Origin of the sequence: Flavobacterium sp. (genome assembly GCF_027484705.1) — a bacterium.
Taxonomy (GTDB): Bacteria; Bacteroidota; Bacteroidia; order Flavobacteriales; family Flavobacteriaceae; genus Flavobacterium.
In genome coordinates this window covers 183,518-208,866 of the sequence record NZ_JAIXSL010000024.1, presented here as the reverse complement: position 1 = coordinate 208,866, position 25,349 = coordinate 183,518, and the positions used below count along the sequence as shown (strand labels likewise).

Below are 25,349 nucleotides of genomic sequence, written 5' to 3'. Positions count from 1 at the left end.
AACAAACGCTGATGAAAGACAACTTTTCAACGGCTTCCGACCAATACGCTTTGTATCGCCCGACTTATCCGGAGGCGTTTTTCAGTTATTTGAATTCGCTTATTCCAAATCCTAAAACGGCTTGGGATTGTGGTACCGGAAATGGACAAGTGGCTGTGAAACTCTCTCCATTTTTTGAAAATGTTTACGCTACAGACATCAGCGAGGCGCAAATTAACCAGGCTCCAAAATTAGACAACATCCATTATTCCGTTCAGGCTGCGGAGCAAACTGACTTTCCGGACAACACTTTCGATTTGATTGTTGTGGCGCAAGCCATTCATTGGTTTGATTTTGAGAAGTTCTATCGCGAAGTGAACCGAACTGCAAAGGACAATGCCTTACTGGTAGTAATCGGTTACGGACGATTGGAGATTTCAACGGAAATTGACGCACTAATCAGTACTTTTTACGAAGACATCATTGGTACGTATTGGGATGCCGAAAGACGCTATATCGACGAGCATTACCGGACGATTCCTTTTCCTTTTGAGGAAATCAGCGCGCCCCATTTCAACAATTCTTATGAATGGAACTTTGACCATCTGATCGGTTATCTCAATACGTGGTCGGCGGTGAAGCATTATATTAAAACCAATAACATCAATCCTTTAGATTTGATTGCTGAAGATTTGAAGCTCGCTTTTGGAAACCAAACCAGACACGTTAATTTCCCTTTATTGCTTAGGATTGGTAAAGTCGTAAAATAACCACGGATGCCCTAGCCCTGATTAGGGCCGAGCGTTAAAAAACAGTCCGGTGGACTGTTTTAGCGAAGGAGCCAGGTGGCGCGCTGGCCGGAAGTAAAACCACAGCTAAATAAAAGCACTGAATCCCTAGCCCCGATAGTAGTGAAAAGCCCGGAACGCAGTGAGGACTTGTAACGGATAGCGGGAAACAGCTCCTAAAAAATGATAAAATAAAAAAGCCCGACATCACGATCGGGCTTTTGCTATAACTGAAATGAAGATTACGCTTGGTTGTGCTCTTCTTCGATTCTTTTGTGTTCTGCTTTAGAAATCGTATCACACAATACCGGCGTTGCGATGAATAGTGAAGAATACGTTCCTACTACGATACCAATGAGCATCGCGAAGATGAATCCTCTGATCGATTCGCCACCGAAGATGAACATGATCAATAATACCAAGATCATCGTGAGTGATGTATTGATGGTTCTTGACATCGTAGAGTTGATTGATTTGTTTACGATCTGGTTGAAAGTTCCTTTTTCTTTACCGCCAAGGTATTCACGAACCCTGTCGAATACGATTACGGTATCGTTCATCGAGTAACCGATAACGGTAAGAATCGCCGCGATGAAGTGCTGGTCGATTTCCATTCCGAATGGCATGTATTTCCACAATAAAGAGTACATTCCCAATACGAAGATCACGTCATGCGCAACCGCTGCAAGGGCACCCAAACTGTATTGCCATTTTCTGAAACTGATGACCAAGTATAAACATACGATGAACATGGCGCCAAGCACCGCCCAGTAAGAATTGGTTTTGATATCATCTGAAACTGCTGCAGAAACTTTTGAACCTTGCACGATACCCCATTTCTTACCTTCATAGATATTGACGAATTTTTCATAAGTCATATCGGCATTGAAATGTTTTTTGAGGTTGTCGTAAAGCACTCTGTTTACCGCCGCATCGGCTTCTGAACCTGATTCGTCAACTTTATATTTCGTTGTGATTTTCAATTGGTTGTCTTTTCCAAATACTTTGGCTTCGGCGCTACCTTCAAATACTTTAAGCAATTCTTCGCGAACCAATTCTGCAGAAACCGGTTTTTCGAAACGCACTTGGAAAGTTCGTCCGCCTTTGAAATCTACACCGTAGTTCAATCCGTGCGTTGCTAATGAAACAACACTTACGATACATACAATAATCGAGAATGCGTAAGTATATTTTTTGATCTTAAGGAAATCGAAATGGAAGTTCGTAAAGAAGTTTTTAGAGAAACCGGTTACGAAAGTCAGTTTGTTGCCTTTGTTGACGCTCCAGTCCAAAAGGATTCTGGTGATGAAAATTGAGGTGAATAAAGACGTTGCGATACCAATCAATAAAGTAGTAGCAAAACCTTGGATTGGACCTGTACCGAAAATCAATAACACAGCACCTGTAAGTACGTGGGTTACGTTCGCATCGACGATAGAACGCATCGCTCCTTTCCAGCCGAAAGACGCTTTGATCGCTTCTTCGATGGTTTTTCCGAGTCGGAGTTCTTCTTTCGCCCTTTCATAGATGATGATGTTCGCATCGACTGCCGTACCCATTGTCAGTACGATACCTGCAATACCCGGCAAAGTCAATACTGCACCTAAGCTAGCTAAGATTCCGAATAAGAACAATAAGTTGATGATCAGAGCAATGTTTGCGAACCAACCTGCTTTTCCGTAATAGACAAGCATCCATAAAGCAACGATTAACAATCCAACTAAAGCTGAAGTCGTACCGTTGTCAATAGCTTCCTGACCTAAGGATGGCCCGACTACTTCTGATTGTACGATTTCTGCAGCCGCTGGCAATTTACCGGCTCTTAGTACGTTCGCTAAATCTTTAGTTTCTGTAACATCAAAAACACCGGAGATTTCAGAACGTCCGCCTGAAATTGGACCGCTGGTTACACCCGGAGCAGAATATACGATATCATCAAGAACAATCGCGATATATCCTTTAGTGCTGTAGGCTTTTCCGGTTAATTCTTCCCATGCTTTCGCACCGGCACCGTTCATCTGCATTGTTACCGATGGTTTTCCTAATTGGTCGAAGGAATCTTTAGCATCCGTAACCACACCTCCACTCATAGAAGCCTGGTTGTCTCTGTTGCCTTTTAAAGCATATAAACCAACTGTAGTAACTTCTTTTTTGGTTTTCTCATCAACATCTACAGATGGTTTTCCCCAAACGAATTTTGCGTAACGTTTGTCAGCGGGCAATAAGTTTTTGATGTCTTGTCTTTTCAAGTAAGTATTGATCGCAGCAGTATCTTTAGGATCAACAACCGCTAAGATAGCGCCTCCACCTTGGCTAACAAATTTGTCTAATAATGGATTTTGTCCTTTTTTAGTAGCCGTTGAATCTTTTACTTTATCATCCGTCAACAATTTGTTGATGGAATCGTTAACCGCTGTTTTGGTTTCTGCAGCCGGAGCCACTTCTTTTTCTGTTGCTTTCAAAGCATTGTTCGCCGCCATAAGGAAATTACCCATCTCATCGATTTTGTAAGTTTCCCAGAACTCCAACTGCGCCGTACTTTGCAATAATTTTTTGATACGGTCTACATCTTTAGCACCCGGAAGTTCCACAAGGATTCTTCCTGATTGTCCTAATTTTTGGATGTTCGGTTGCGTAACCCCGAATTTATCGATACGTTTTCTCAATACCTCAAAAGCGGATTCAATAGATTCGTCTACTTTTCTTCGGATGACTTTTTTAGCTTGGTCATCAGTCATTTTGAAATTGATCTCGTCGCCTAAGGTTTTGTTAGCGAAAATATCCGGAGAAGCTAATTTAGTAGTTCCCGCTGCAGCCGTTTCAAATTCTCTGAAGAATACGTCTAAGTAATCTTCGTTACCCTGACGATTTTTGGTAGCATTAGCCAATGCCTGGTTGAATACAGGGTTTTTAGAATTGTTAGCCAATCCTTTGATGATGTCTTTTACGGAAATTTGTAATTGCACGTTGATTCCACCTTCAAGGTCAAGACCTTTGTTGATTTTCTTGTCTTTCACTTCATTATAAGTGAAATCAGTAAATCCGAGATTGAAAACTTTTTCTTTCCCGATCGAATCCAGATACTTTAATTCTTTTTCGGAATTGCCTTTCGCAAAAATCTTAGCGTCATTTTCAACATTATGTGAAACGAAAGTGAAAGAAAGTTGGTAAATACTTACCAATGCAAATAAAATTGCAAAAAATTTAACGAGTCCTCTATTCTGCATTATTACTAATAATTAATTAATTTTTGTTTGTAATGTTTCGTTTGTTTGTTAAAACTGTAATGAATTTCTAAAATTTATAATAAATATTAAAAACACTACCGTCCTCGCATTTTTTAAAACGAGCAAATATATAATTTACGATAAGATTAACCAATTTATTTGTCGATTAATCTCAAAAAAAAGACTGCATACTTGCAGCCTCTTTTATAATAGGTATAAAATCTTAAGCTAAAACCGATTTCAAATCTGCGTTCATATTTCTGACCGCATCGGCACTCTTAGCAAAAGCCGCTTTTTCAGTGTCATTCAAATTGATGTCTATGATCTGCTCGATACCATTTTTACCGATGATGCAAGGCACTCCGATACAGATATCGTTTTGCCCGTATTCGCCTTCTAGCATTACGGAACAAGCAATCATTTTCTTTTGATCGTTCAGGATGCTATCCACTAAATACGCTACTGAAGCTCCAGGTGCGTACCAAGCTGAAGTTCCAAGCAATCCAGTAAGTGTTGCTCCTCCAACCATCGTGTCAGCGGCTACTTTATCAAGTTGTTCCTGAGACAAAAATTGTGAAACCGGAATTCCGTTATAAGAAGCCAAACGCGTCAATGGAATCATCGTCGTATCGCCGTGACCACCAATCACCATAGCTGAAATATCATTGATTGGTTTGTCCAATGCTTTTGACAAATAGTATTTAAAACGCGAGCTGTCTAAAGCGCCGCCCATTCCGATGATTCTGTTTTTTGGCAAACCTGTCGCTTTCAAAGCAAGATAAGTCATTGTATCCATAGGATTTGAAACTACAACGACAATCGTGTTTGGCGAATGTGCGAGTACGTTATCCACTACAGATTTCACGATTCCGGCATTGATTCCGATCAATTCCTCACGTGTCATGCCCGGTTTTCTGGGAATTCCCGAAGTGATTACCACGACATCGCTGTTCGCTGTTTTAGAATAATCATTGGTAATACCGGTCACTTTCGTATTGAAACCCGTATTTGCAGTACATTGACTGATATCCATCGCCTTACCTTCGGCAAAACCTTCTTTGATATCCAATACTACAACTTCGCTTGCGATTCCTCTGTAAGCGATAACATCAGCACAGGTCGCTCCTACGTTGCCTGCTCCTACAATGGTAACTTTCATTTTTTTCTATTTTGAATTATGAATTTTAAATTTTGAATGCATTCCGAATTCCAAATTATTCAAAATTTAGAATTCAAAATTTAGAATAATTTTATGCGTCGATGTTCGCGTATACCGCATTCTTCTCAATGAACTCACGGCGAGGCGGAACCTCATCACCCATCAGCATCGAGAAAATACGATCGGCTTCAGCCAAACTGTCGATATTCACCTGACGCAAGGTTCTGTAATTCGGATCCATAGTGGTTTCCCACAATTGCTCTGCGTTCATCTCACCCAAACCTTTATAACGTTGGATGGCGGCGCTTCCTCCCATTTTCTCATTCGCGATATCACGTTGGTCGTCGTTCCAGGCATATTCTTTTTTGTTTCCTTTTTTAACCAAATATAAAGGTGGCGCAGCGATATAAACGTGACCTTCCTCAATCAGCTCTTTCATGAAGCGGAAGAAGAACGTTAATATTAAGGTAGCGATGTGGCTACCATCGACGTCCGCATCACACATGATGATCACTTTATGGTAACGCAGTTTTTCTAAGTTCAAGGCTTTGCTGTCCTCAGCAGTTCCTATCGTTACTCCTAATGCAGTAAAGATATTTCGAATCTCTTCGTTCTCGAATACTTTGTGGTGCATCGCTTTTTCAACGTTCAGAATCTTACCACGCAAGGGTAAAATCGCCTGGAAATTTCTGTCGCGACCTTGTTTGGCCGTTCCACCTGCGGAATCTCCCTCGACAAGGTAAACTTCACATTTTGCCGGATCTTGCTCTGAACAATCGGACAATTTCCCTGGCAAACCACCACCGCCTAAAACGGTTTTGCGTTGTACCATCTCACGTGCTTTTTTCGCCGCATGACGCGCTTGGGCTGCAAGGATGACTTTCTGAACGATGATTCTCGCATCATTTGGATTTTCCTCGAGATAATTTTCAACCATTTCGCTGACCGCCTGACTCACCGGAGAAACTACTTCTCGGTTACCCAATTTGGTTTTGGTCTGGCCTTCAAACTGAGGCTCGGCTACTTTTACCGAAACAATGGCGGTCAATCCTTCACGGAAATCATCTCCGGAAATTTCAAACTTCAGTTTATCGAGCAATCCCGAAGCATCAGCGTATTTCTTCAACGAACGGGTCAAACCTGTTCTAAAACCTTGCAAATGCGTTCCACCTTCGTGTGTATTGATATTGTTGACGTAAGAAAAAATATTTTCCGTGTAACTTGTATTGTAAATCAAAGCCACCTCAACCGGAATTTCGCCTTTTTCGTTATCCATAGAAATCACGTGCGAAATGATCGGCTCGCGGTTGCCATCGAGGTAACGGATGTATTCTTTCAGACCTTCATCGGAATGAAATACTTCTGAAACAAAATTGCCGTCTTTATCGACTTCTCTTTTGTCAGTAAAAGTAATTGTGATTCCTTTGTTCAAGAAAGATAATTCACGCATACGTGCCGAAAGCGTATCATAAGTGAATTCTGTGGTCTGTGTGAATATCGTATCATCCGGATAGAACGTTTGCATCGTTCCTCTTTTGGTCGTTTCACCCACTTGTTTTACCGGATATAAAGCTTTTCCTCTTTCGTATTCCTGTTCGTATATTTTACCGTCTCTAAAAACAGTAGATTTCATATGTTTTGAAAGCGCGTTGACTACAGAAACCCCAACACCGTGAAGTCCTCCGGAAACCTTATAGGAATCTTTGTCAAATTTACCTCCGGCACCAATTTTAGTCATGACGACCTCAAGTGCGGAAACACCCTCTTTTTTGTGCATATCGACAGGAATTCCACGGCCGTTATCTTCTACCGTGACTGATCCGTCTTCGTTGATCGCTACGCCAATGGTGTCGCAATGACCGCCCATAGCCTCGTCAATCGAGTTGTCTACGACTTCGTAAACCAAATGGTGCAACCCTCTTACACCTACATCTCCAATATACATCGACGGACGCATTCTGACGTGCTCCATCCCTTCTAATGCCTGAATACTATCTGCTGAATAATTGTGCTTCTTGATTTCTTCGCTCATAAAAATTTTCTCTAAAAATGTATTTTTTGTCTAACACGCAAATATATAAAAACAGTAATGATATCATAGCCGAAACACCGCTTTTAAATGGGAAGTTATCAACATTTTGTTGATTTATTTTGAGTGCATTTTGACTCCGGTTCCGGCAGCTTTTGCATAGTGAATTTTACCATAATCAAAGTGAACTCCATAGGCAATATCGGCGCTTAAAAGCAAGGCGCCATCGGCATCGAGATAATCCAAAAGTGAAGCGATTTGACAAAGCCCTGAAATCCCGACCGTAGATTCGGTCATGCAGCCTGCCATGAGTAACAATCCTTTGGAACGCGCTTTTTCAATCATGCGCAATGCCGGTGTAATGCCTCCACATTTCATCAGTTTGATGTTGATGCCGTGGAAGATTCCTGCGCAATTTTCAACATCGGCTTCACGCTGGCAACTTTCATCGGCTATCACAGGTAAAACTGAATGCTTTTTGACGTGTTTCATGCCTTCGGTATCTTCAGCTTTTAAGGGTTGTTCGAGGAACTCAACATTCATATCTTTTAAAACCTCAGCATTATCGATGGTTTGCTGTGCCGTCCACGCGCAATTGGCGTCTATGCGAAAAACGGCATCGGTTATTTTACGCAACTGTTTCACCACTTCGATATCATCGGGCATTCCTAATTTGATCTTGTATATCGGCCAAGGTTTTTCGATGATTTTCTGCTGCATCATTTCAAGAGAATCTATTGCAATCGTATACGATGTCAATGGCGTTTTATCAGATTCATTCGACCAATAACTGCGTAAAGTTTTGCCGTTTTTCCGCGCATAGAAATCCCAATAGGCAATATCGACGGCGCATAACGCGAAGTAATCTTCCGGAATCATTGAAGATAATTTTTTCCAAAGTTCCGTTGGATGCAGTTCCGCGCTTGAATCTACTATCGGTTTCACCTTGAGCAAACTTGCCGTCAAACGTTCCTGAGTGCTATGATAATAAGGATTGGCAGTAGCTTCACCATAGCCAGAATGAACGCTATCAGAAATGCAGACAATGACTGTTTTCTGAATATTGACGGTATATCTTGAAATCGTGAACGGATGTTGTAAGGGTAAATCGTAAAATTGAAACGAAAGAGTGATTTTCATGGAATTTAATTTAGCACGCAGATGATGCAGATGACGCTAATTTACACGGATTTTTTAAATAACGGTTTGTGGAATAAAAAAAAGCGCCGACCGAAATCAACGCTTTTCAAAAAAAACCAAACTATTTATATTAACTCAACTTTAAACTTTTACATAAGCGTCATCGTGCACACTGGCGACAGCTCTGCCTGACGGATCGTTCATGTTTTTGAACGCTTCGTCCCATTCCAAAGCGATTTTGGTGCTACAGGCAACAGAGGCTTCTTGTGGAACCGATAATGCCGCGGCATCGCTTGGGAAATGTTCGTGGAAAATCGAACGGTAATAATATTCTTCTTTCGAAGTCGGAGTCTGCAATGGGAATTTGTATTTCGCATTGGCCAATTGTTCGTCTGAGATTTCTTTTGCTACCATTTCTTTCAAAGTATCAATCCAGCTGTAACCAACGCCATCACTGAACTGTTCTTTTTGACGCCATGCCACGCTTGCGGGAAGCATATCTTCAAACGCTTTGCGAAGCACCCATTTTTCCATGCGCTCGCCGTTGATCATTTTATCTTGTGGGTTGATGCGCATCGCGACATCCATGAATTCTTTATCGAGGAACGGAACGCGGCCTTCAATGCCCCAAGCGGCTAAACTTTTGTTGGCACGCAAACAATCGTACATGTGCAGCTTGCTTAATTTGCGGACGGTTTCTTCATGGAATTCTCTCGCATTCGGCGCTTTATGAAAATAGAGATAACCGCCGAACAATTCATCCGAACCTTCGCCAGACAAGACCATTTTAATGCCCATCGATTTGATGACTCTGGCCATTAAATACATCGGTGTGGACGCTCTAATCGTGGTTACATCATAGGTTTCAATATTGTAAATCACATCGCGGACGGCATCCAAACCTTCCTGAATCGTGAATTTTATTTCGTGGTGGATCGTACCCAAATGATCGGCTACTTTTTGCGCAGCAATCAAATCCGGCGAACCTTCGAGGCCAACCGCAAACGAGTGCAGTTGGGGATACCAGGCATCTACTGTATCACCGGATTCGATGCGTTTCTGCGCATATTTTTTCGCAATGGCTGAAGTGATTGAGGAATCCAAACCGCCTGAAAGCAAAACGCCATAAGGCACGTCGCTCATCAGCTGGCGGTGTACGGCGGCTTCTAAAGCTACTTTGATGGCTTCGATGCTCGTTTCATTTTCTTTTACCGCATCATAATCAGTCCATTCGCGTTTGTACCATTGGACGAATTCTCCGTCTCTGCTCGACATATAATGCCCCGGAGGAAACAGCTGGATTTTGGTGCAGTAGCCTTCGAGCGCTTTCAATTCTGAAGCCACATAAAAAGTACCGTTTTGATCCCAACCGATGTACAAAGGAATGATTCCCATGTGGTCGCGGGCGATGAAATATTCGTCTTTGGCCACATCGTAAATTGCGAAACCAAAAATACCATTCATCTCATCAATGAAGTGAACGCCTTTTTCTTGGTATAAAGCTAAGATGACTTCACAATCGCTTTCAGTTTGAAAATGATATTTCCCTTCAAATTGTTTGCGCAAGGCTCTGTGGTTGTAGATTTCTCCGTTGGCCGCCAAAACCAATTGCTTGTCTTCGCTTAATAACGGTTGCTTTCCTGAAGCCGGATCGACAATCGCCAAACGTTCGTGCGCTAAAATGGCTTTGTCATTGCTGTAAATACCGCTCCAGTCCGGACCGCGATGGCGAATGATTTTGGCCATTTCTAAAACCTGTGGTCTTAGGGTTTCTGATTTTTGCTTGAGGTCAAAGGCGCATACGATTCCGCACATAATTTTTTTTTGTTTTGTTTATTGTGAAGCAAATTTGAAGTATTGATTGGTTTATTAAAACTAAAAAATCAAAATTAGTTATAATTTATAACGAAAAATAGATTTTTATATTAAATTATAAAATTATAAATTGAAATGAAGTGATTGAAGTTATAGACTGAAATAAATTGGTACGTAAAAGAATGTAGTTTATATTTACGCCATCTATACAATTTGAGGATGATTGCCAACAAAAACTATATTCACAGCTTTTTTAAATTATTATACCTCTTCATCAATTTACTATTCCTTTGTAAATACGGCATTCGGCAAAATATCATCTCCGTTTATCTATTGGTCATTCTTTACGTTTTAATCGCTGGAGTGTTTCTTTTCAAAAATCCGTTGCATACCGAAATCGCAGAAAAATTAGCGTTTAAACATTATTTCAAAGCAACCGTTGTCATTGTTTTCATCGCTATTCTGACCATCACTATAATGACCGACGGAAATGCTTTGAAAGTAGATCGCTGGTCGGCCATGGATGTTGCCGTTCAGGCTTTGTCACACGGAGACTATCCATACACCGCTACAGATCATTTGAATGGAAGAACCTCCAATTTTCCAGGGCTTCTGCTCATAGGCTTGCCGTTTTATTTATTGGGCAATGTAGGTTATCTGCAAGCGGCATCTTTTTTACTGCTAGCCTTCACGCTTTATAAAACTTTGCCCATCAAAATAGCTTTCCATTATCTTGTGTTATTATTGATGGCACCGGCTTATTGGTGGGAAATATTTTCGATCAGCGATTTGTTTAGCAATATGATTCTTGTCTTCTGTTTTGTGGTATTGCTCAAGCAAAAATGGAAACAGGATATTTTCAAACATCCGGTTTTTTTGGGTATTTCAACATCGTTTTTAGTTTTAACACGCGGCATTACCGCCATACCGCTGATCCTTTTGGTCTTTAAAGATTTTTGCAAAATTAGTTTCCAGAAACAATGGCAATATGCAAGTGCTTTTGTGTTGACCTTTGCCTTATTGATTTTGATGGTTTTAATCAATTGTCCGGATTTCGAAACCTTAAAATCATACAATCCGCTGGTATTGCAAACCAGTTATCTGCCCAATTATATTTTGGGAATGGCCTTGCTGCTGCCTTTCTATTTTTCATTTAAAATAAAATCTTTTGAAAATGATTTTTTCTTCTGGACAAGTTTATTGCTCAGCTTTCCAACCCTGTTGGCTTTTTTCATAAGACTAAGCACCATGGGAATAGAACGAATTTTAATCGGAAGCTATTTTGATTTATCTTACCTGTCGATCATCATCCCTTTTATGCTTTATGAAATTGTGAATGAACAGCACGTCAACACAAGCCATCAAAGCAAAGAGGCACTTACTTAAAATTCAAAAATGATTTTAGCTAAAGACAAATTTCATTCTTTTGATGCACTACGATTCTTTTCGTTTTTAATCGTTTTTACGTCACATCAACCTTTTGATTTATTTCCAAAATCTTGTTTTACTGTACTAAAAGACCGAGGATATTTAGGCGTTTACTTTTTTTTTACGCTCAGTGGTTTCCTGATTACTTACATTCTTTTGAATGAAAAAAAGCATCAAAAAATTAATCTCAAAAATTTCTTTACAAGAAGAATACTAAGAATTTGGCCTTTATTCTACCTCATGGTGCTTTTTGCTTATTTGTCGCCCTACATTATTACTTTTTTAGGAATGACCTATTCCAACGAAGGCTATCAACCTAATTATTTCCTGACCTGTCTTTTTTTAGAAAACTACCATTCCATATTTGCCAATCAATTGCCCAATGTTATGCCTTTACCCGTTTTTTGGTCACTGTGTGTAGAGGAACATTTTTATATCATCTGGGGATTGCTATTGTATTTTATCGACATTAAAAAACTACCTGCTCTAATAGTGCTTTTCCTTATTATACCGATAGTTTCAAGATATTTCTTCATAACAAACGGATGGTTCACTTTAGACTTGAGCACCAATATCGATTTCTTTATGTATGGCGCCATTCCGGCCTATCTGTATGTCAACTATAAAGCATTATTAATGACCGTTATCGCGAAAGTGTCAAATTACCTCAAGGCTTTTATACTTTTGTTGACCTGTACAATACTGCTTTTTTATGGCAGTATACACTTTGAAAACGATATGCTGTTAGAGTCCGTAGTACTCGGAATATTGTTCAGTCTTACTCTATTTATTTTTTTACCCTCCAAAAATGTTTTTAAAATAGCGGACGAAAACATCTTTTCAAAACTCGGTTTATTCACCTACAGCCTATACTTAATTCATATTATCATTATAAGTTTCTTAAAAAAAATAACTGTAAAGTGGCACCTGCCTTCCGATGAAAATGGATTATTGTTCTTTGCTTGTTCTTTGATATTAACTATTTTCGCAAGCTATATCTCGTACCATTACATTGAAAAACCTTTTTTGAGACTTAAGAAATTATTCCAATAGCATCAATTCTGGCATCACATGGTTGTTAGCTGTCATTCAACTCTTAAAACTTACAACACAAATGAGTGTATCAAGTCCTATATTTGCTGTCATCGTCTACCTCATCGCCTATTTGACGGGCTATATCCTCTATTCAAAATATAAAATCAACAACCCACCGGGCCGTTACGAAACCATCGACGGACTGCGCGGCTTTTTAGCTTTAGGGGTTTTCATCCACCATTCTTACATCTGGTATTTTTTGATCCACGAAAACAGTTGGCGCAATCCTGATTCGCATCTATACAACCAATTGGGGCAATCGAGCGTGAGTTTGTTTTTTATGATTACGAGTTTCCTCTTTGTTTCCAAACTACTCAACACCAAAGAAAAACCTTTTGACTGGGTTTATTTTTTCATCTCCAGGCTTTGCAGGCTTGTGCCGATGTATTACGTTTCGGTATTGATTATCGCGCTTATCGTCATGCAACTTACGCATTGGACGTTACAAGTTTCGATTCTGGAATATTTGACTTCATTGTTTCACCTCGCCGTGTTTACAATTACTACGGCGCCTACTTTAAACGGCTGCGATGAAACGCTCAGAATCAACGCCGGAGTGATTTGGTCATTGCCTTTCGAATGGTTGTTTTATTTCGGATTGCCTTTGATCGGTTTGGTGTTGTTGAAGAAAAAACCGAGCCTGATATTTATTGCGATCAGCATTTTATTCGTGGCCTATTTTACCTGGGAGCACGGCATCAAAATCCATCATATGCTGTCATTTTTCGGCGGTGCGATTGCGCCTTTTCTGATTCGATTTCCTGCGGTTGTCAAAATCTCGAAAAGCGTTTATTGCAGCGTATTGGCTGTGGTTTGCTTGTATTTAATTACGCTGTTTCCATCGGCCGATAAGATTTTTTGCAAACTGTCATTAATCACACTTTTCACCTTGGTGGCATTAGGCAATTCCGTATTTGGAATCTTAAAAAACAATGTCATCAAGTTCCTCGGCGAAATGGCTTACAGCACGTATTTGCTGCACGGCATCGTTTTGTTTTCATTGATTGAATTGGGATTTGGTATGGAAAAAGTCAAAACGTTTTCATCTACTGAATATGTATTAATGATTTGCTGCGCCACGCCAATAGTGGTGTTGCTGAGTTTCTTCGGATTCAAATTCGTCGAGAAACCTTTTATGGACCGCTCGAGAAAAATCAGTGGATACTTTCAACCAAATAAGTAGTCGCATGGATTTGAAAACTGAAACCCGTTGCTTTACCTAACAAAGCATTTCCGAGCGGCGATTGCGCAGAAACAGCTATAATCGTCTGTTCATCAATCGTAATTTTAGGTAACGCGGTGGCCACGAACAACCACATGCCGTTGGCGCGCACCAAACTTCCCAAGCCAATTTTCTGCAGATTTTGAGTAGCATCGATTTTATCAAGAATGCTTTTCTGATCTAAATATTCCTGCAACTTTCGGTTGAGTTTTTCCTGTTCGATATGCATCATCGACAAAGCTGTTTCATGCTTATCGCCTGCCGAGCCTTTGGCGTCGTTCTTAGAATCTTCGGTCAACGCCGCAATCATATCGCGAAAGACATCGATTTTGTCTTGCACCAACAATAAATAATGTCCGTGGATTTTTTGTTTAAGTGTCATTAAATAAGGAATTAAGACACTTAAAAATCAAATTTATAATTCGCACCCAACATCACCTGAAAAGACTGCACCGGGAAATTAAGCCAACGCTCATAATTCTGGTTGGCGATGTTATTTAATCTCAAGAAAGCGGTAAATCGGTTGGTATATTTATAATCAACATGCGCATTGGCATCGAAATAACTTTTGACGGTTTTGGTTTTGTCGTCGGTCGTGGCAGGCAATATCGTCTGGTTGTCTTTGCGGTCGCCTACAAAAAACACATTCGCGCCGGCATACCATTTTGGCGTAATCGCTACATCGAGATTGGCATCAAGTTCGATTTGAGGTAAATTCCAGGCTTCTTTTTGGTCTTCTGTAGTGTATTTGTTGAAAGTTCCGTTGATGCCTAAAGAAATGTTTTTAGAAAAATCGGCTTTCAATTCTCCGAACAATTTCATCGTGCGCACCAAATCGTAAGTCACGCCGAACGAGTTTCCGTATTGGTAGCGCTGCTGGTTCAAAGCCTCGCTATAATTGTTGGCGACAAACAGCGCTTTATTTTTCTCATTAATGAGGGAACCGCGCACATTATAACTCACATAATTTGACAATTTTCCTTTAAGTCCGGCATACACATCGTATTGTCTGTCAGTCGGTGCGATCGTTAAAGTGGGTGAAACGTATGGATTCTCATTAGTGAAATTGCGGTAAGAATTTTGTTCCAGATCGCCATCAATTCCTAAATAGAACTGCATCAGGTCGCCGACCACTTTCAAAGTCGCATTGGCGCGCGGATAGAAAAACAGTTCGCCATCGTTGTTCTCACTGTCCATCGCATAATACAGACCGGCTCCGATGTTGAACGACCAATCGTCTTTCTTCATCCCAAAACTCGGGTAAGCGCCGAACTTGGTGATGCCGTATTTGATCCCCGAAGTTCTTGTGTAATCTTTGTAGAACGAACCACCGACATGATCGACCAGAATTTCAGTCGTGACCCTTTTGTCCATAAAATCGAAAACCAGTTTCGGCTTCGCGTAAAATTGGCTTTCCCTAGAACCGTAAGCATCCCAGAAAGCATTGTATTTCAAATCCATATCGCTGAATACGCTTTCGGTAAATTTGATCTTTCCACCAACATAAAAATCGTGGTAAGTCTGCATTTTGTTGATGTCTTCAATGATGGTTTCGCGATTGGCATTGGTTAGTGTCGCTCCGAAATCCTCAGGCAAACCATACCAGAAATACTTCTGCACCTGATAACCCATATCGGCATTCCATGAAAATTCCTTGCGTCGGCTGCCGTAAGTCAAATCGAGAGAGGTATTGAAGAATTTACTGTCGACTTCAAGGCCTTTGACATTGGTCATTGACGACAAATGTTTGAGCGTTCCGGCCGCGTAATCGTTTTCGCCGATGTTTTCAGTCACATACAATTCGCCAAACAGATCGAGGTAACTTCCGATGCCGCCAGTGACGTAGTTTTTGTAGATGCGTTCCTCAGCCGTTTTATCGACATTCGCGGCTTTCCCTTTTGCCGGAGTAAACGTCGAAGCTACGGGAAAAGAGAAAATGGAATACTTGATCGGCTCCTTTTTGGAATTGTCTTCGTCTTCTAAAGCGGGCGTTTCTTTCACTTTGAAAGCATCGGAAATCGTCGGTGTATAAGGTTTCACGACATTGACGACTTCGGTTCCGATGTTCTCGTCTTTCTTTTGCGCCGAAAGCTGAACCGTCGTGAACAGTGCGATGAGGAATATATATTGCAGTTTGATTTTCATAGTTTATATTTTTAGGGCAACCTTAAAATCTTATTTTTGATTAGTTCTGAATCGACGAATTGGTTTGTGATTCTTTCGCTTTGATGCCGTTGAGTTCGGTTTGTGCTTCTTCAATAATGTCTGGGAATGCTTTGAAGTTCTTGATGACACTGTCTAAAATGTAAGTCGCCTGAAAACTGTCTTTAAGCCCGTAGAAGTTTTTCGCCATCACGATCAAACCTTTCGCTCCGAAATATTTATAGCCCGAATAATCTTTTGATAGTTTTTGAATCGTGGTGTTCGAAGCTTCAAACTTGCCGTCTTTATTTTTGAAATACGCGTCGTAGTAGAGCGCTTCTGCGGCCAATTCGCCTTTAGCAATCGTCAGCAATTTCGCGTAAGCGGTTCTCGCTTTGGCTTCGTCATTGGTTTGAATAGCCGAACGAGCAATGATGATCTGCGCATCCGATTTGATTTTATCATCCATTTTCGGATTGCCCAACACTTTCTCGGCGTAGACCACCGCATTCGGATAATCCTTTTGCTCGTAATAAGTTTTCATCAGATTCGATTGCGCAAAAGTGACATTCTGCGGGAAATCCGCTTCGGTTTCCAATCGTTTTAAAATGACAACTGTTTTCGCCGTGTCGTCTTTCTTGAGATAGATTTCCGCCAAACGCGCCAACGAAGGTTCCGTGAATTCGTTTCTCGGTTTCGAAACAATATATTCGTAATTTGGAATCGAGCTCGCTACCGAACCATCAGCAAAATAAGACTGCGCCAAATAGAAATTCGCTTTCAGAGCATGTATTCCGTTCGGGAAATTCTTCACATAACTGCTCAAATTGGTGATCGCTTGTTTGGTGTTGTTTTGAAGATATTGTTTTTCAGCGGCTTCATAAGTATCGTTGTCAAGATCGGCGTCAGTCACTGCAACAAAATCTAAGGTTTTCACCCAAGCTGCGTATTCATCGACTTTTCCGTTATCGACGTAAATCAGACGCGCGGTCGCAACAGCTTCAACAGCTTCAGGACTTTTCGGATATTCGGCCGCCAGTTTTTTGAATTTCACTAAAGCTTGGTTGTCATTTTCCGCGTTGTAATAGACCAAACCTTGACGCAAAATCGCTTTGGAAGCGTACGAACCGTTTTTAAATTCGCTCAACAATTGGTCATAAGTTTTAATGGCCGAATCCGTTTTCTTTTCCGTTACATAAGTATTTCCGAGCTCGAACATGGCATCGTCGCGGTATTGCGATTTCGGATAAGCACCTATGAATTTGGTCAAATCTTCAATTTTACGGTCGTTCTTAGACACAAATCCGTAGCTGATTGCTTTCTGGAACGCCGCATAATCCGCATCGACGCTTTTGAGTTCGACGACTTTGTTGTACGCATCCATCGCCGGCCAGTATTTTGCCATCACAAAACGGCAATCGGCCAATCTTAAATAGGCATCATTCAAACGCACTTTATCATCTTTCACGGCATCAATGTGGCTTTGGAAATAATTCCCGGCCTGATCGTATTCCTTCATTTTGAAATGCGCGTAAGCGATGTTGTAATTGATGTTCTTATTTTCAGGCGTAGTTTTCGATTCCGGAATCGCAACAAACGCTTTGAAACTCTGCAGCGCGTCGCTGAAATTGTCGAGCATATAATCGGTTTCGCCTTTCCAGAACGTAGCGCGTGCTGTAAACTTGGCGTCTCTAGGTTCGGCTATCGATTTTTTGAACATCGCGTAGGCGTCTTTGTAACTGCCGTCGGTATACAATTCCAAACCGCGATAGAATGTCACTTTTTGGTATGCGACGCGGTTCATGGTTTTGTTTTTTTCAAGGATATCAAGCGCGCCTTTGTAGTTTTTGGTCGTGATGTATGAATTGATCAGCAAGGTTTCAATCTCAGTTTTCGCTGGCGAATTCGGATACTTTTCAATAAATCCAAATAAAACGTCAGGAACCGATTGGTAAGAATTTCCTATTTCGTAACTCAGTTTGGCGTAATTGAGGTTCGCGTCTTCCTGGATTTTGAGGTCGAAATTCATTTCCGAAGCATTCTTGAACGCGTTCAAAGCTTGTTGTTTCTTGTCGGTTTTGAAGTAGCTTTCACCCAAATGATAATAGGCATTCTGAGCTACGGCGTCATTTCCGTCGATGATTTTATTGAACTGCGCAATCGCATTTTCATAATCCTTTTTCTGGTAATACGCGTAGCCTAACTGGTAGAAATCGGTGTTGTTCCATTTGCCTTTTTTGCCTTTGTATTGCGTGAGGTAAGGAATCGCGTCATCGTATTTTTTCTGGTTGAATAAGCTTTCGCCGATGATTTTGTTGAGTTCTGATTTTTCCTGCGCGTTCGATTTTGGAAGCGCTTTCTGGCCCAAATCAATCGCTTTCTGGAAATCGCCACCTTTGAACGCCATATCCGCCTTGAAATAAGACAATTTTGACTGGTATTTTTCTTCGCCTGAAACTTCTTCAAAATACTTCGTGGCGTTTTTGTAATCGTCGCCTTCATAAGCCATGAAACCCATATAATAGTTGGCTTGCGAACCGTAATCCTTCGAATTTATCACTTTGTTGAAATAAGGCGTGGCTTCTTTTTTCTTGCCCGCGCTGAAGTAAGCGTATCCTTTCTGAAAGTTGAATTTGTCGAGCTCTTCGTAACTCAGTGCATTCTCATCGACTTTGTCAAACCAATCCAAGGCTTGTGGGAATTTGCCTTGTTCGAAATAGAAATGCGCGACTTCCACATAAGCCTGATTTTGTTTTGGGCTTGTCGGATAATCGCGTACGAAATTTTCCATCAGTTCATCGGCGCCGAATTGGTTCAGATGGATCGCACAAATCGCGATATAATAGGCGCAGTCGGCTTGTTGGTCGATATCTTTGGTGACCGATTTTACTTTCTCGAACAGAATTTGCGCAGACTGGTACTGGCTTTCTTTATACAACCCAACGGCGCGGTCGAAGTCTTTGGCCTCATGCGTATAGATGGCCGATTTTTGTGCGATTACCGGCGAAATTCCGGCAAAAAAGATCCATAAAAAAAGGCGGATTTGTTTGCGTATCATTGTAGATTGTTTAGATGTTCAAATGTATTCCATTCTGCAAGCTATAACGGACGGCTTTAAGCTTTTATTATGAACATCTTTTTTAACACGCACCGGTTTTTATGATAAATAGGGCGAAAATATATTTTGAATACCAACGTTATCTTAGTACTTTTACCGCACAAACTTCATGAATATGTCACAACCTGTTTTGTTTTTAAGAAACGCATCGATTTATCAAGCCAATAAAGTCATTCTTTCTAATGTTGACCTCGAAGTCAACCACGGCGAATTCATCTACATCATCGGAAAAACAGGTTCGGGAAAAAGCAGTTTGATGAGAACCTTATACGCAGATTTGCCGCTTACGGCCGGACAAGGAAGCATAGTCGATTTTGACCTTGCGACTTTGAAAGACGACCAGATTCCGTATCTCAGAAGAAAACTCGGCATCGTATTTCAGGATTTCCAATTGCTGTCCGACCGAACCGTCAGAAAAAATATGTTGTTCGTGCTCAAAGCTACGGGCTGGACGGTTGAAGAGGAAATGCAGCAGAAAATCGAGGAAGTTTTGCAGAAAGTCGATTTGGGTTCGATTGCCGACAAAATGCCGCACCAATTATCAGGCGGAGAACAACAACGTGTAGCGATTGCGAGAGCTTTACTCAATGACCCTGAACTGATTCTCGCGGATGAACCTACCGGAAATCTCGATCCGCAAACCAGTGTCGAAGTCATGGAAGTGCTGCGTAAAATCAACGCTAACGGAAAAACCGTGATCATGGCCACACACGATTATGCCTTGCTGATGAAATATCCTTCGAAAACCCTCAAATGTGAAAACAACAAAGTGTTTGAAGTCGTTCAGCGAACCGTATAATGCTATCCATACTCATCCCGACATACAACTACAATACCTTTCTTTTGGTGAAAACCTTACAGGAGCAAGCACAAAGGGAACAACTAATATTTGAAATTATTGTGTCGGATGATGCTTCCACGGATGCGCAAACCATAAGACAAAACGAAGCGGTTCGCGGCCTTGAGCATTGCCAATACCATTACAATACTGAAAATCTCGGACGTGGTGAAAACAGAAACGCTTTGTGTCTGAAAGCGCAATATCCGTGGGTTTTATTGCTCGATTGCGATACGATGCCTGTGGCTTCAACCTTCGTGAAAAAATATGCGGATTATACCAGAAATCCTACTCAAGAAGTTTTTTTTGGCGGTATCGCGTATGAAGAAACACCACCAAAAAAGGATGAATTGCTACGCTGGGTTTATGGGATGAAACGCGAAGCCATTCCGCTGAGAAAACGCCTAAGAAAGCCTTACGAATCGGCATTGGTTTCGAATATTCTTGTCAAAAAAGATATTCTTTTACAGCATCCTTTCCATGCGGAGATTTATAATTATGGCTTTGAGGATTTTGTCTTTATAGCCGAATTGAAAAAAAACAACATACCGGTCGCGCAGATCGAAAATCCTGTCTACCATCTGAATTTAGAAAAATCAGTAGTATTCCTCGAAAAACACCTCGCGGCACTTCATAACCTGCACCTATTGATTGAGCAAAAAATCATCGCTCCTAAAGAAACCAAAATCGGAAGGTTGCGCCACAGCTTCCAAAATTTCGGTTTCGACGGGTTGATCGCGACATTATTTCGTCAATTCGAGCCTACGCTTAGAGATAAAATAATTTCGGACAAACCTTCATTATGGCTGTTCGACTTCTATAAATTAGGTTATTTTTGTTCCTTAAAAAAGTCGTGATGCCTCAGTTTTCCGTCGTCATTCCGGTGTACAATAAAGAGAAATTTGTGGAGAACACCATAAAAAGTGTGCTTCAGCAAAGCTTCACGGATTTTGAACTGATCCTTATCAACGACGGATCGACCGACCAAAGTGAAGCCAAAATCAAAGCCTTTACCGATCCGAGAATTCGCTATTACACCAAAGAAAACGGAGGTGTTTCGACCGCGAGAAACCTCGGAATCGAAAAAGCAACGGCGGATTACATCACTTTTCTGGATGCTGATGATTATTGGTATCCTGGTTTTTTAGAAACTATGCTGGCCTCAATCCGGGAATTTCCTGAGCATAAGATCTTTTCCGCAGCCATTGAAGTGGAAACGCCTCATAAAGTTTTTCGGGCACAATATTCCATTGTAAAAAATAGCGAAACAGAAGTCGTTGATTATTTCGACGCGAGCATGAAAACCACAGTGATCTGCACTTCCTGCGCGGTTTTCCACAAAAGCGTTTTTGATCAGGTAGGTTTTTTCGATCCCAATATCAAAAGCGGTGAAGATACTGATATGTGGATTCGGATGGGATTGGTCTATCCGGTAATATTTCATTGGAAGTTATTGGCACGCTACGTTTATGACGCCAAAAGCCTTTCGAAACGCAAAGAATACCTGAACCAAAAAATGGATTTTACGAAATTCGACGCTGCCCAAAAAACAAACCCGAAGCTAAAAAAGTTTTTGGATCTGAACCTTTTTTCTTTTGCCATACAGAGCAAATTAAACCATGATTTCCCAAACTTCAAAAGGCATTTGCAAAGAATCGATATGGGAAACTTGTCTATCAAAAAAAGGGTTTTGCTTCGATTGCCTTCTTTTATGCTCGCTTTTTTAGTGAAATTCAACCTATTTTTGGTCGGCCTTGGACTGCGTAAATCTGCATTCTAGTTATTCCTCAAGAACACTTTGCCATTGCGCTGAGATTTCAGAAAACGACAAATGCGAGACGCTTTGGGTTGCATTTTTTTTGCAGTATTCATACAAATCGGAATCTTCAACAAATCTGCTCATGGCCTTGCCTAATAAAACCGGATCGTGATTCGGGACTAATAAACCATTCTTTTCATTGACTATAATTTCCTTTGGGCCTGAATTGCAATCCACTGAAATCACAGGCGTTCCGAGCGACAACGATTCGATAATGGACATCGGAAAACCTTCGTAATAGCTTGTCAATATCGTAAACCTGGCTTTTCTGACATAAGCAAACGGATCTTTTTGAAACGGAATTAAAGTAACGCTATCAACCAACTGCAATTTTTCAATGGTTTCCTGAATTGTTTTTTTTGACGGACCATTGCCTAAAATCACCAATTGAAATCCTTTCTCATCAATTTTAGACTCCGAAAAAGCCTGCAACAACAAAGTGAAGTTCTTTACCTGCTCTTCGAGCCTTCCGTAAAACAAAATGTAATTTTCGGGAACATCGCCCGAAGTCATTTCAGTAATGGGAAGTTTTTTTACAGGATTGTAGATCGTTACCGTGTTTTTAAAACCATAAGTCTGAAACACTTTTTCCTCAATGGCTTTTGAAACGCAAATCAGTTTCTGCGCGTTTTTACACAAAAGTTTTGCAAAAAAAACAGACTTGGGAAGGTAGTTTTCAAGATGGTAACTGTGGATGATATAATATATTTTTCTGTTACCATAAATCAACACCGTAAGCAACTCGCGAATCAGGCTGTTGCGCGTTCTGTTGTCTATGATAATATTAATGTTTTTATTTTTAAGGTATTGATGCAACAGTTTTCCTTTTTTTATTTTTTTCAACAAACCGGAATCGCCCTGACAAAGCTGCCCAAGATTATACAGCTGGCCTGAAAACGGATAATCTACGTTGTCATTTACGATGATGTGGTGCACCTCATACTGCAGGTCGTTCAGCATAAAACTCAATTCCCCGGCAAAACGTTCGGCGCCGCCTTCCCCAAGCGAATGGGAAATAATCGCAATTTTAGTTTTGTCGTGATCCATTAATTGTCAAATTGTAAATATATTTGTCAAATATAACAATATATGAACATTCTACTCGTAGGAGAATACAGCCGGCTTCATAATTCTTTAAAGGAAGGCCTCGAGCAATTGGGCCATCACGTGGTCATCTTGGGCTTTCAGGATGGATTTAAAAAATATCCCGTCGATTTTCCTTTGCATCAAAAATGGGATGCGTCTTTATTGAAAAAAATCCGTGTCGGTATTTATAAACTTACAGGTTTTGATGTGAGTTCTTATTTCACTTACCGCCAGTTTCAGCGTTATGAGAAGCAATTGACTGGTTTTGATGTCGTGCAGTTCATCAATGAAAACAGCTTCTATTGCACCTACAAATACGAAAAAAAAATCCTGCAGTATTTATTCGATCACAATAAAAAAGTCTTTCTGATGTGTTGCGGCACTGATTATCTTACGGTCGATTATTACTTTAAGCACCGCGAATTCAAATCTTTGATGTTGCCTTATTGGGCCGGTAAAATCAAGACCGATGAATTTAAAAGCGTCCTGAAATTCAGAAAACCGAAATTCAAAAAACTACACCATTTCATTCAAACGCATATTGAAGGTATGATCGCTTCGGATATGGATTATGACATTCCGTTGCTCGGCCATCCGAAATATCTGGGTATGATTCCGAATCCCGTCAACATTGAGAAACTGCCTTACATTCCTTTAAGCATTGATGATAAAATTGTCATTTTCCACGGCATCAATACTGAAAACTATTTCAAGAAAGGGAACGATTATTTCGAAAAAGCGCTGACCATCATTGCGGAAAAATTTGCTGACAAAGTAGAAATCATTACCACGCGCGACATTCCTTATAACGACTATATCGAAATCTACAACCGCGCGCACATATTACTTGACATGGTGTATTCGTTCGATCAGGGTTATCATGCGCTCGAAGCGATGGCCAAAGGAAAAGTAGTTTTTACCGGCGCCGAAACTGAGTTTTACGAATATTATGATTTGCAAGAAAAAGTCAACATCAATGCAAAACCCGATGTGGATTATCTAGTGAATCAACTTACTTTTCTGATTCAAAATCCCGATGAAATCCTGACCATCAGCCGAAACGCAAGAGCATTCATCGAAAAGGAACATCATTACCTCAAAAGCGCGGAAAAATACCTCGCAATCTGGAACCGCTAGATCAGCGAAAAACACTTTCTAAAAAGTCAAATTTTAACGCCGTTCAACGGATATTGAAGGGTTAATGTTAAATTTAGCTGCAGTACATCGGGTATTTTTTTATTTGAAAAATAGAAGTAATACCTTTCGGCTGTATTCGAATGGCAATCGATTACGCATACTGATGAAGCTTTAAGATTTCCCCAAATCCGCCGCTTTGATACTTTAACCTAAATGAAATGACATGGAAAATGCTAGAAAACCATTAGAGCATTACGATGCTGGAAGCGACAATGACAACAAACCCGTCAGGATCAAATTCGACGGCCCTACCGGACTCAGAGACTTGTTAGTACAGGAATTGAAATCGATGTACTATGTAGAAAAGGCGATGCTTAAGGCGTTCCCGAAAATGATCAAACACGCTTGCAATTACGAGCTTATTGAAGCGATTACGATTCATTTGGCAGATACCAAAAAACAAGTCATTCGTTTGGAGGACACTTTTATGTTTTTGGAAGAACCTCCGATTTTATACCGCTCGCAAGCCATCGAATGCATGCTTCAGGAAATTGACGACATCGTGGAACTCACAAAGTTTGGTTTGGTGCGCGACGCCGGAATCATATTGGCATTGCATAAAATTGAGCATTATGAGATTGCTACTTACACCATCCTTTCGATTTATGCCGAAACTTTAAAAGTGTATGACATTCAGATTTTGATGGCCGAATCGCTCAATGAAGAAAAAGTAGCCCAAATGCGACTCGCTAAAATAGCGCAGACGATTCAGTTCCACAACGCCTAAAGTTTATTTTTTGAAGGCGCTTTCATAACAATCAATCCATTGCTGAACGGTCATTTTGGAGGCGAGTTCGCTGATCAGTTCGTAAGGAATGTCATTCATTTTCTTAAAACGGATGCAGCTTTTTCCCATATCGAGTTTTGATTTGGAATGTTTTGGAAATTCCGTTGTGAACCAATCGAGCAATTTCGGATTGGCATAAATGCCCATATGATACAAAGCGATAAAGTTCTTTTGCGATGCCAGACTCATGAAACCAAGAGGCAGTTTTGGGTCGCAATGGTAGCCTTTCGGATAAATTGAGTGCGGCACGGAATAGCACAGCATGCCATAACCCATACTTTCCTGAAAACCTTCGGGCAATGTTTTTTGAATGGCTTGCCTGATTTTATTGATGGCTTCCTTTCTGTCTTCGGGCAAGCTGTCGATGTAGTCCTGAGGCGTTTTGGCTGTAGATTGCATAACTTCAATATTTGTTTGTAAAATGGCTGTTAAAGATAGTTAAATGACTCAAAAAACAAATGCAGCGACTGGTGTTTTGGT

The 25,349-nt window shown here is 40.7% G+C and carries 19 protein-coding genes; 9 read left to right on the top strand and 10 right to left on the bottom strand.

Annotation, left to right across the window (positions count from 1 at the left end; translation table 11 throughout):
- Positions 1–11: 11 nt before the first annotated feature.
- Positions 12–749, top strand: a complete 738-nt coding sequence (locus tag Q0058_RS14475; RefSeq protein WP_298225191.1) for a class I SAM-dependent methyltransferase — start codon at positions 12–14, stop codon at positions 747–749.
- 260 nt (positions 750–1,009) lie between these two features.
- Here the strand turns inward: Q0058_RS14475 and secDF are convergent, their stop codons facing one another.
- The 5 genes from secDF to asnB all read right to left on the bottom strand — a co-directional run bounded on the left by secDF (position 1,010) and on the right by asnB (position 10,137).
- Positions 1,010–3,994 (bottom strand): protein translocase subunit SecDF, encoded by a 2,985-nt coding sequence (gene secDF / locus Q0058_RS14470; RefSeq protein ID WP_298225189.1) that lies wholly within the window; start codon positions 3,992–3,994, stop codon positions 1,010–1,012.
- A 223-nt stretch (positions 3,995–4,217) separates the two neighbouring features.
- Positions 4,218–5,153, bottom strand: coding sequence for a malate dehydrogenase (gene mdh / locus Q0058_RS14465; RefSeq protein ID WP_298225187.1), 936 nt, complete (start codon positions 5,151–5,153; stop codon positions 4,218–4,220).
- A gap of 91 nt (positions 5,154–5,244) precedes the next feature.
- A complete protein-coding gene (gene gyrB, locus Q0058_RS14460; RefSeq protein ID WP_298225185.1) occupies positions 5,245–7,185 on the bottom strand; it encodes a DNA topoisomerase (ATP-hydrolyzing) subunit B in 1,941 nt (646 codons plus the stop codon).
- A gap of 114 nt (positions 7,186–7,299) precedes the next feature.
- On the bottom strand, positions 7,300–8,322 hold the full coding sequence (locus Q0058_RS14455; RefSeq protein WP_298225183.1) for a dipeptide epimerase: 1,023 nt from the start codon (positions 8,320–8,322) through the stop codon (positions 7,300–7,302).
- Between the two features lie 141 nt (positions 8,323–8,463).
- Positions 8,464–10,137, bottom strand: coding sequence for an asparagine synthase B (gene asnB, locus Q0058_RS14450; protein WP_298225182.1), 1,674 nt, complete (start codon positions 10,135–10,137; stop codon positions 8,464–8,466).
- Positions 10,138–10,356: 219 nt separating this feature from the next.
- On the opposite strand from asnB, the gene Q0058_RS14445 reads away from it, so the two are divergent.
- The 3 genes from Q0058_RS14445 (at position 10,357) to Q0058_RS14435 (ending at position 13,843) form a co-directional block, all read left to right on the top strand.
- Entirely contained in the window at positions 10,357–11,523 is a 1,167-nt protein-coding gene (locus Q0058_RS14445) for a hypothetical protein (RefSeq protein ID WP_298225180.1), read from the top strand.
- A 9-nt stretch (positions 11,524–11,532) separates the two neighbouring features.
- On the top strand, positions 11,533–12,618 hold the full coding sequence (locus Q0058_RS14440) for an acyltransferase (RefSeq protein ID WP_298225178.1): 1,086 nt from the start codon (positions 11,533–11,535) through the stop codon (positions 12,616–12,618).
- A 61-nt stretch (positions 12,619–12,679) separates the two neighbouring features.
- Positions 12,680–13,843, top strand: a complete 1,164-nt coding sequence (locus tag Q0058_RS14435) for an acyltransferase (protein ID WP_298225176.1) — start codon at positions 12,680–12,682, stop codon at positions 13,841–13,843.
- Here Q0058_RS14435 and Q0058_RS14430 read toward each other — a convergent pair.
- The 3 genes from Q0058_RS14430 to Q0058_RS14420 are packed head-to-tail and all read right to left on the bottom strand — an operon-like array spanning position 13,815 to position 19,082.
- Positions 13,815–14,264 carry a hypothetical protein gene (locus Q0058_RS14430; RefSeq protein WP_298225175.1) on the bottom strand — a complete coding sequence of 150 codons (450 nt, stop codon included), beginning with the start codon at positions 14,262–14,264 and terminating at the stop codon, positions 13,815–13,817. The genes Q0058_RS14435 and Q0058_RS14430 overlap by 29 nt on opposite strands.
- Positions 14,265–14,284: 20 nt before the next feature.
- Positions 14,285–16,027 carry a TonB-dependent receptor gene (locus Q0058_RS14425; RefSeq protein ID WP_298225173.1) on the bottom strand — a complete coding sequence of 581 codons (1,743 nt, stop codon included), beginning with the start codon at positions 16,025–16,027 and terminating at the stop codon, positions 14,285–14,287.
- Positions 16,028–16,067: 40 nt separating this feature from the next.
- The gene (locus Q0058_RS14420; RefSeq protein WP_298225171.1) at positions 16,068–19,082 is read right to left on the bottom strand and encodes a tetratricopeptide repeat protein; all 3,015 of its coding nucleotides are present in this window, start codon (positions 19,080–19,082) and stop codon (positions 16,068–16,070) included.
- 175 nt (positions 19,083–19,257) lie between these two features.
- On the opposite strand from Q0058_RS14420, the gene Q0058_RS14415 reads away from it, so the two are divergent.
- The 3 genes from Q0058_RS14415 to Q0058_RS14405 are packed head-to-tail and all read left to right on the top strand — an operon-like array spanning position 19,258 to position 21,760.
- Complete coding sequence (locus Q0058_RS14415) at positions 19,258–19,941, top strand: ATP-binding cassette domain-containing protein (RefSeq protein ID WP_298225169.1); 684 nt, start codon at positions 19,258–19,260, stop codon at positions 19,939–19,941.
- A complete protein-coding gene (locus tag Q0058_RS14410) occupies positions 19,941–20,837 on the top strand; it encodes a glycosyltransferase (RefSeq protein ID WP_298225167.1) in 897 nt (298 codons plus the stop codon). Before Q0058_RS14415 ends, Q0058_RS14410 begins: the two co-directional genes overlap by 1 nt.
- On the top strand, positions 20,837–21,760 hold the full coding sequence (locus Q0058_RS14405) for a glycosyltransferase family 2 protein (RefSeq protein WP_298225165.1): 924 nt from the start codon (positions 20,837–20,839) through the stop codon (positions 21,758–21,760). Before Q0058_RS14410 ends, Q0058_RS14405 begins: the two co-directional genes overlap by 1 nt.
- Here the strand turns inward: Q0058_RS14405 and Q0058_RS14400 are convergent, their stop codons facing one another.
- A complete protein-coding gene (locus tag Q0058_RS14400; protein ID WP_298225163.1) occupies positions 21,761–22,846 on the bottom strand; it encodes a glycosyltransferase in 1,086 nt (361 codons plus the stop codon). It lies immediately after the preceding gene.
- A 42-nt stretch (positions 22,847–22,888) separates the two neighbouring features.
- On the opposite strand from Q0058_RS14400, the gene Q0058_RS14395 reads away from it, so the two are divergent.
- Together Q0058_RS14395 and Q0058_RS14390 are read left to right on the top strand one after the other, a co-directional pair.
- Complete coding sequence (locus Q0058_RS14395) at positions 22,889–24,022, top strand: glycosyltransferase (RefSeq protein WP_298225162.1); 1,134 nt, start codon at positions 22,889–22,891, stop codon at positions 24,020–24,022.
- 223 nt (positions 24,023–24,245) lie between these two features.
- Positions 24,246–24,809, top strand: a complete 564-nt coding sequence (locus Q0058_RS14390) for a DUF892 family protein (protein WP_298225160.1) — start codon at positions 24,246–24,248, stop codon at positions 24,807–24,809.
- 3 nt (positions 24,810–24,812) lie between these two features.
- Here the strand turns inward: Q0058_RS14390 and Q0058_RS14385 are convergent, their stop codons facing one another.
- Positions 24,813–25,268, bottom strand: a complete 456-nt coding sequence (locus tag Q0058_RS14385; protein ID WP_298225158.1) for a DUF1801 domain-containing protein — start codon at positions 25,266–25,268, stop codon at positions 24,813–24,815.
- Positions 25,269–25,349 lie beyond the last annotated feature (81 nt).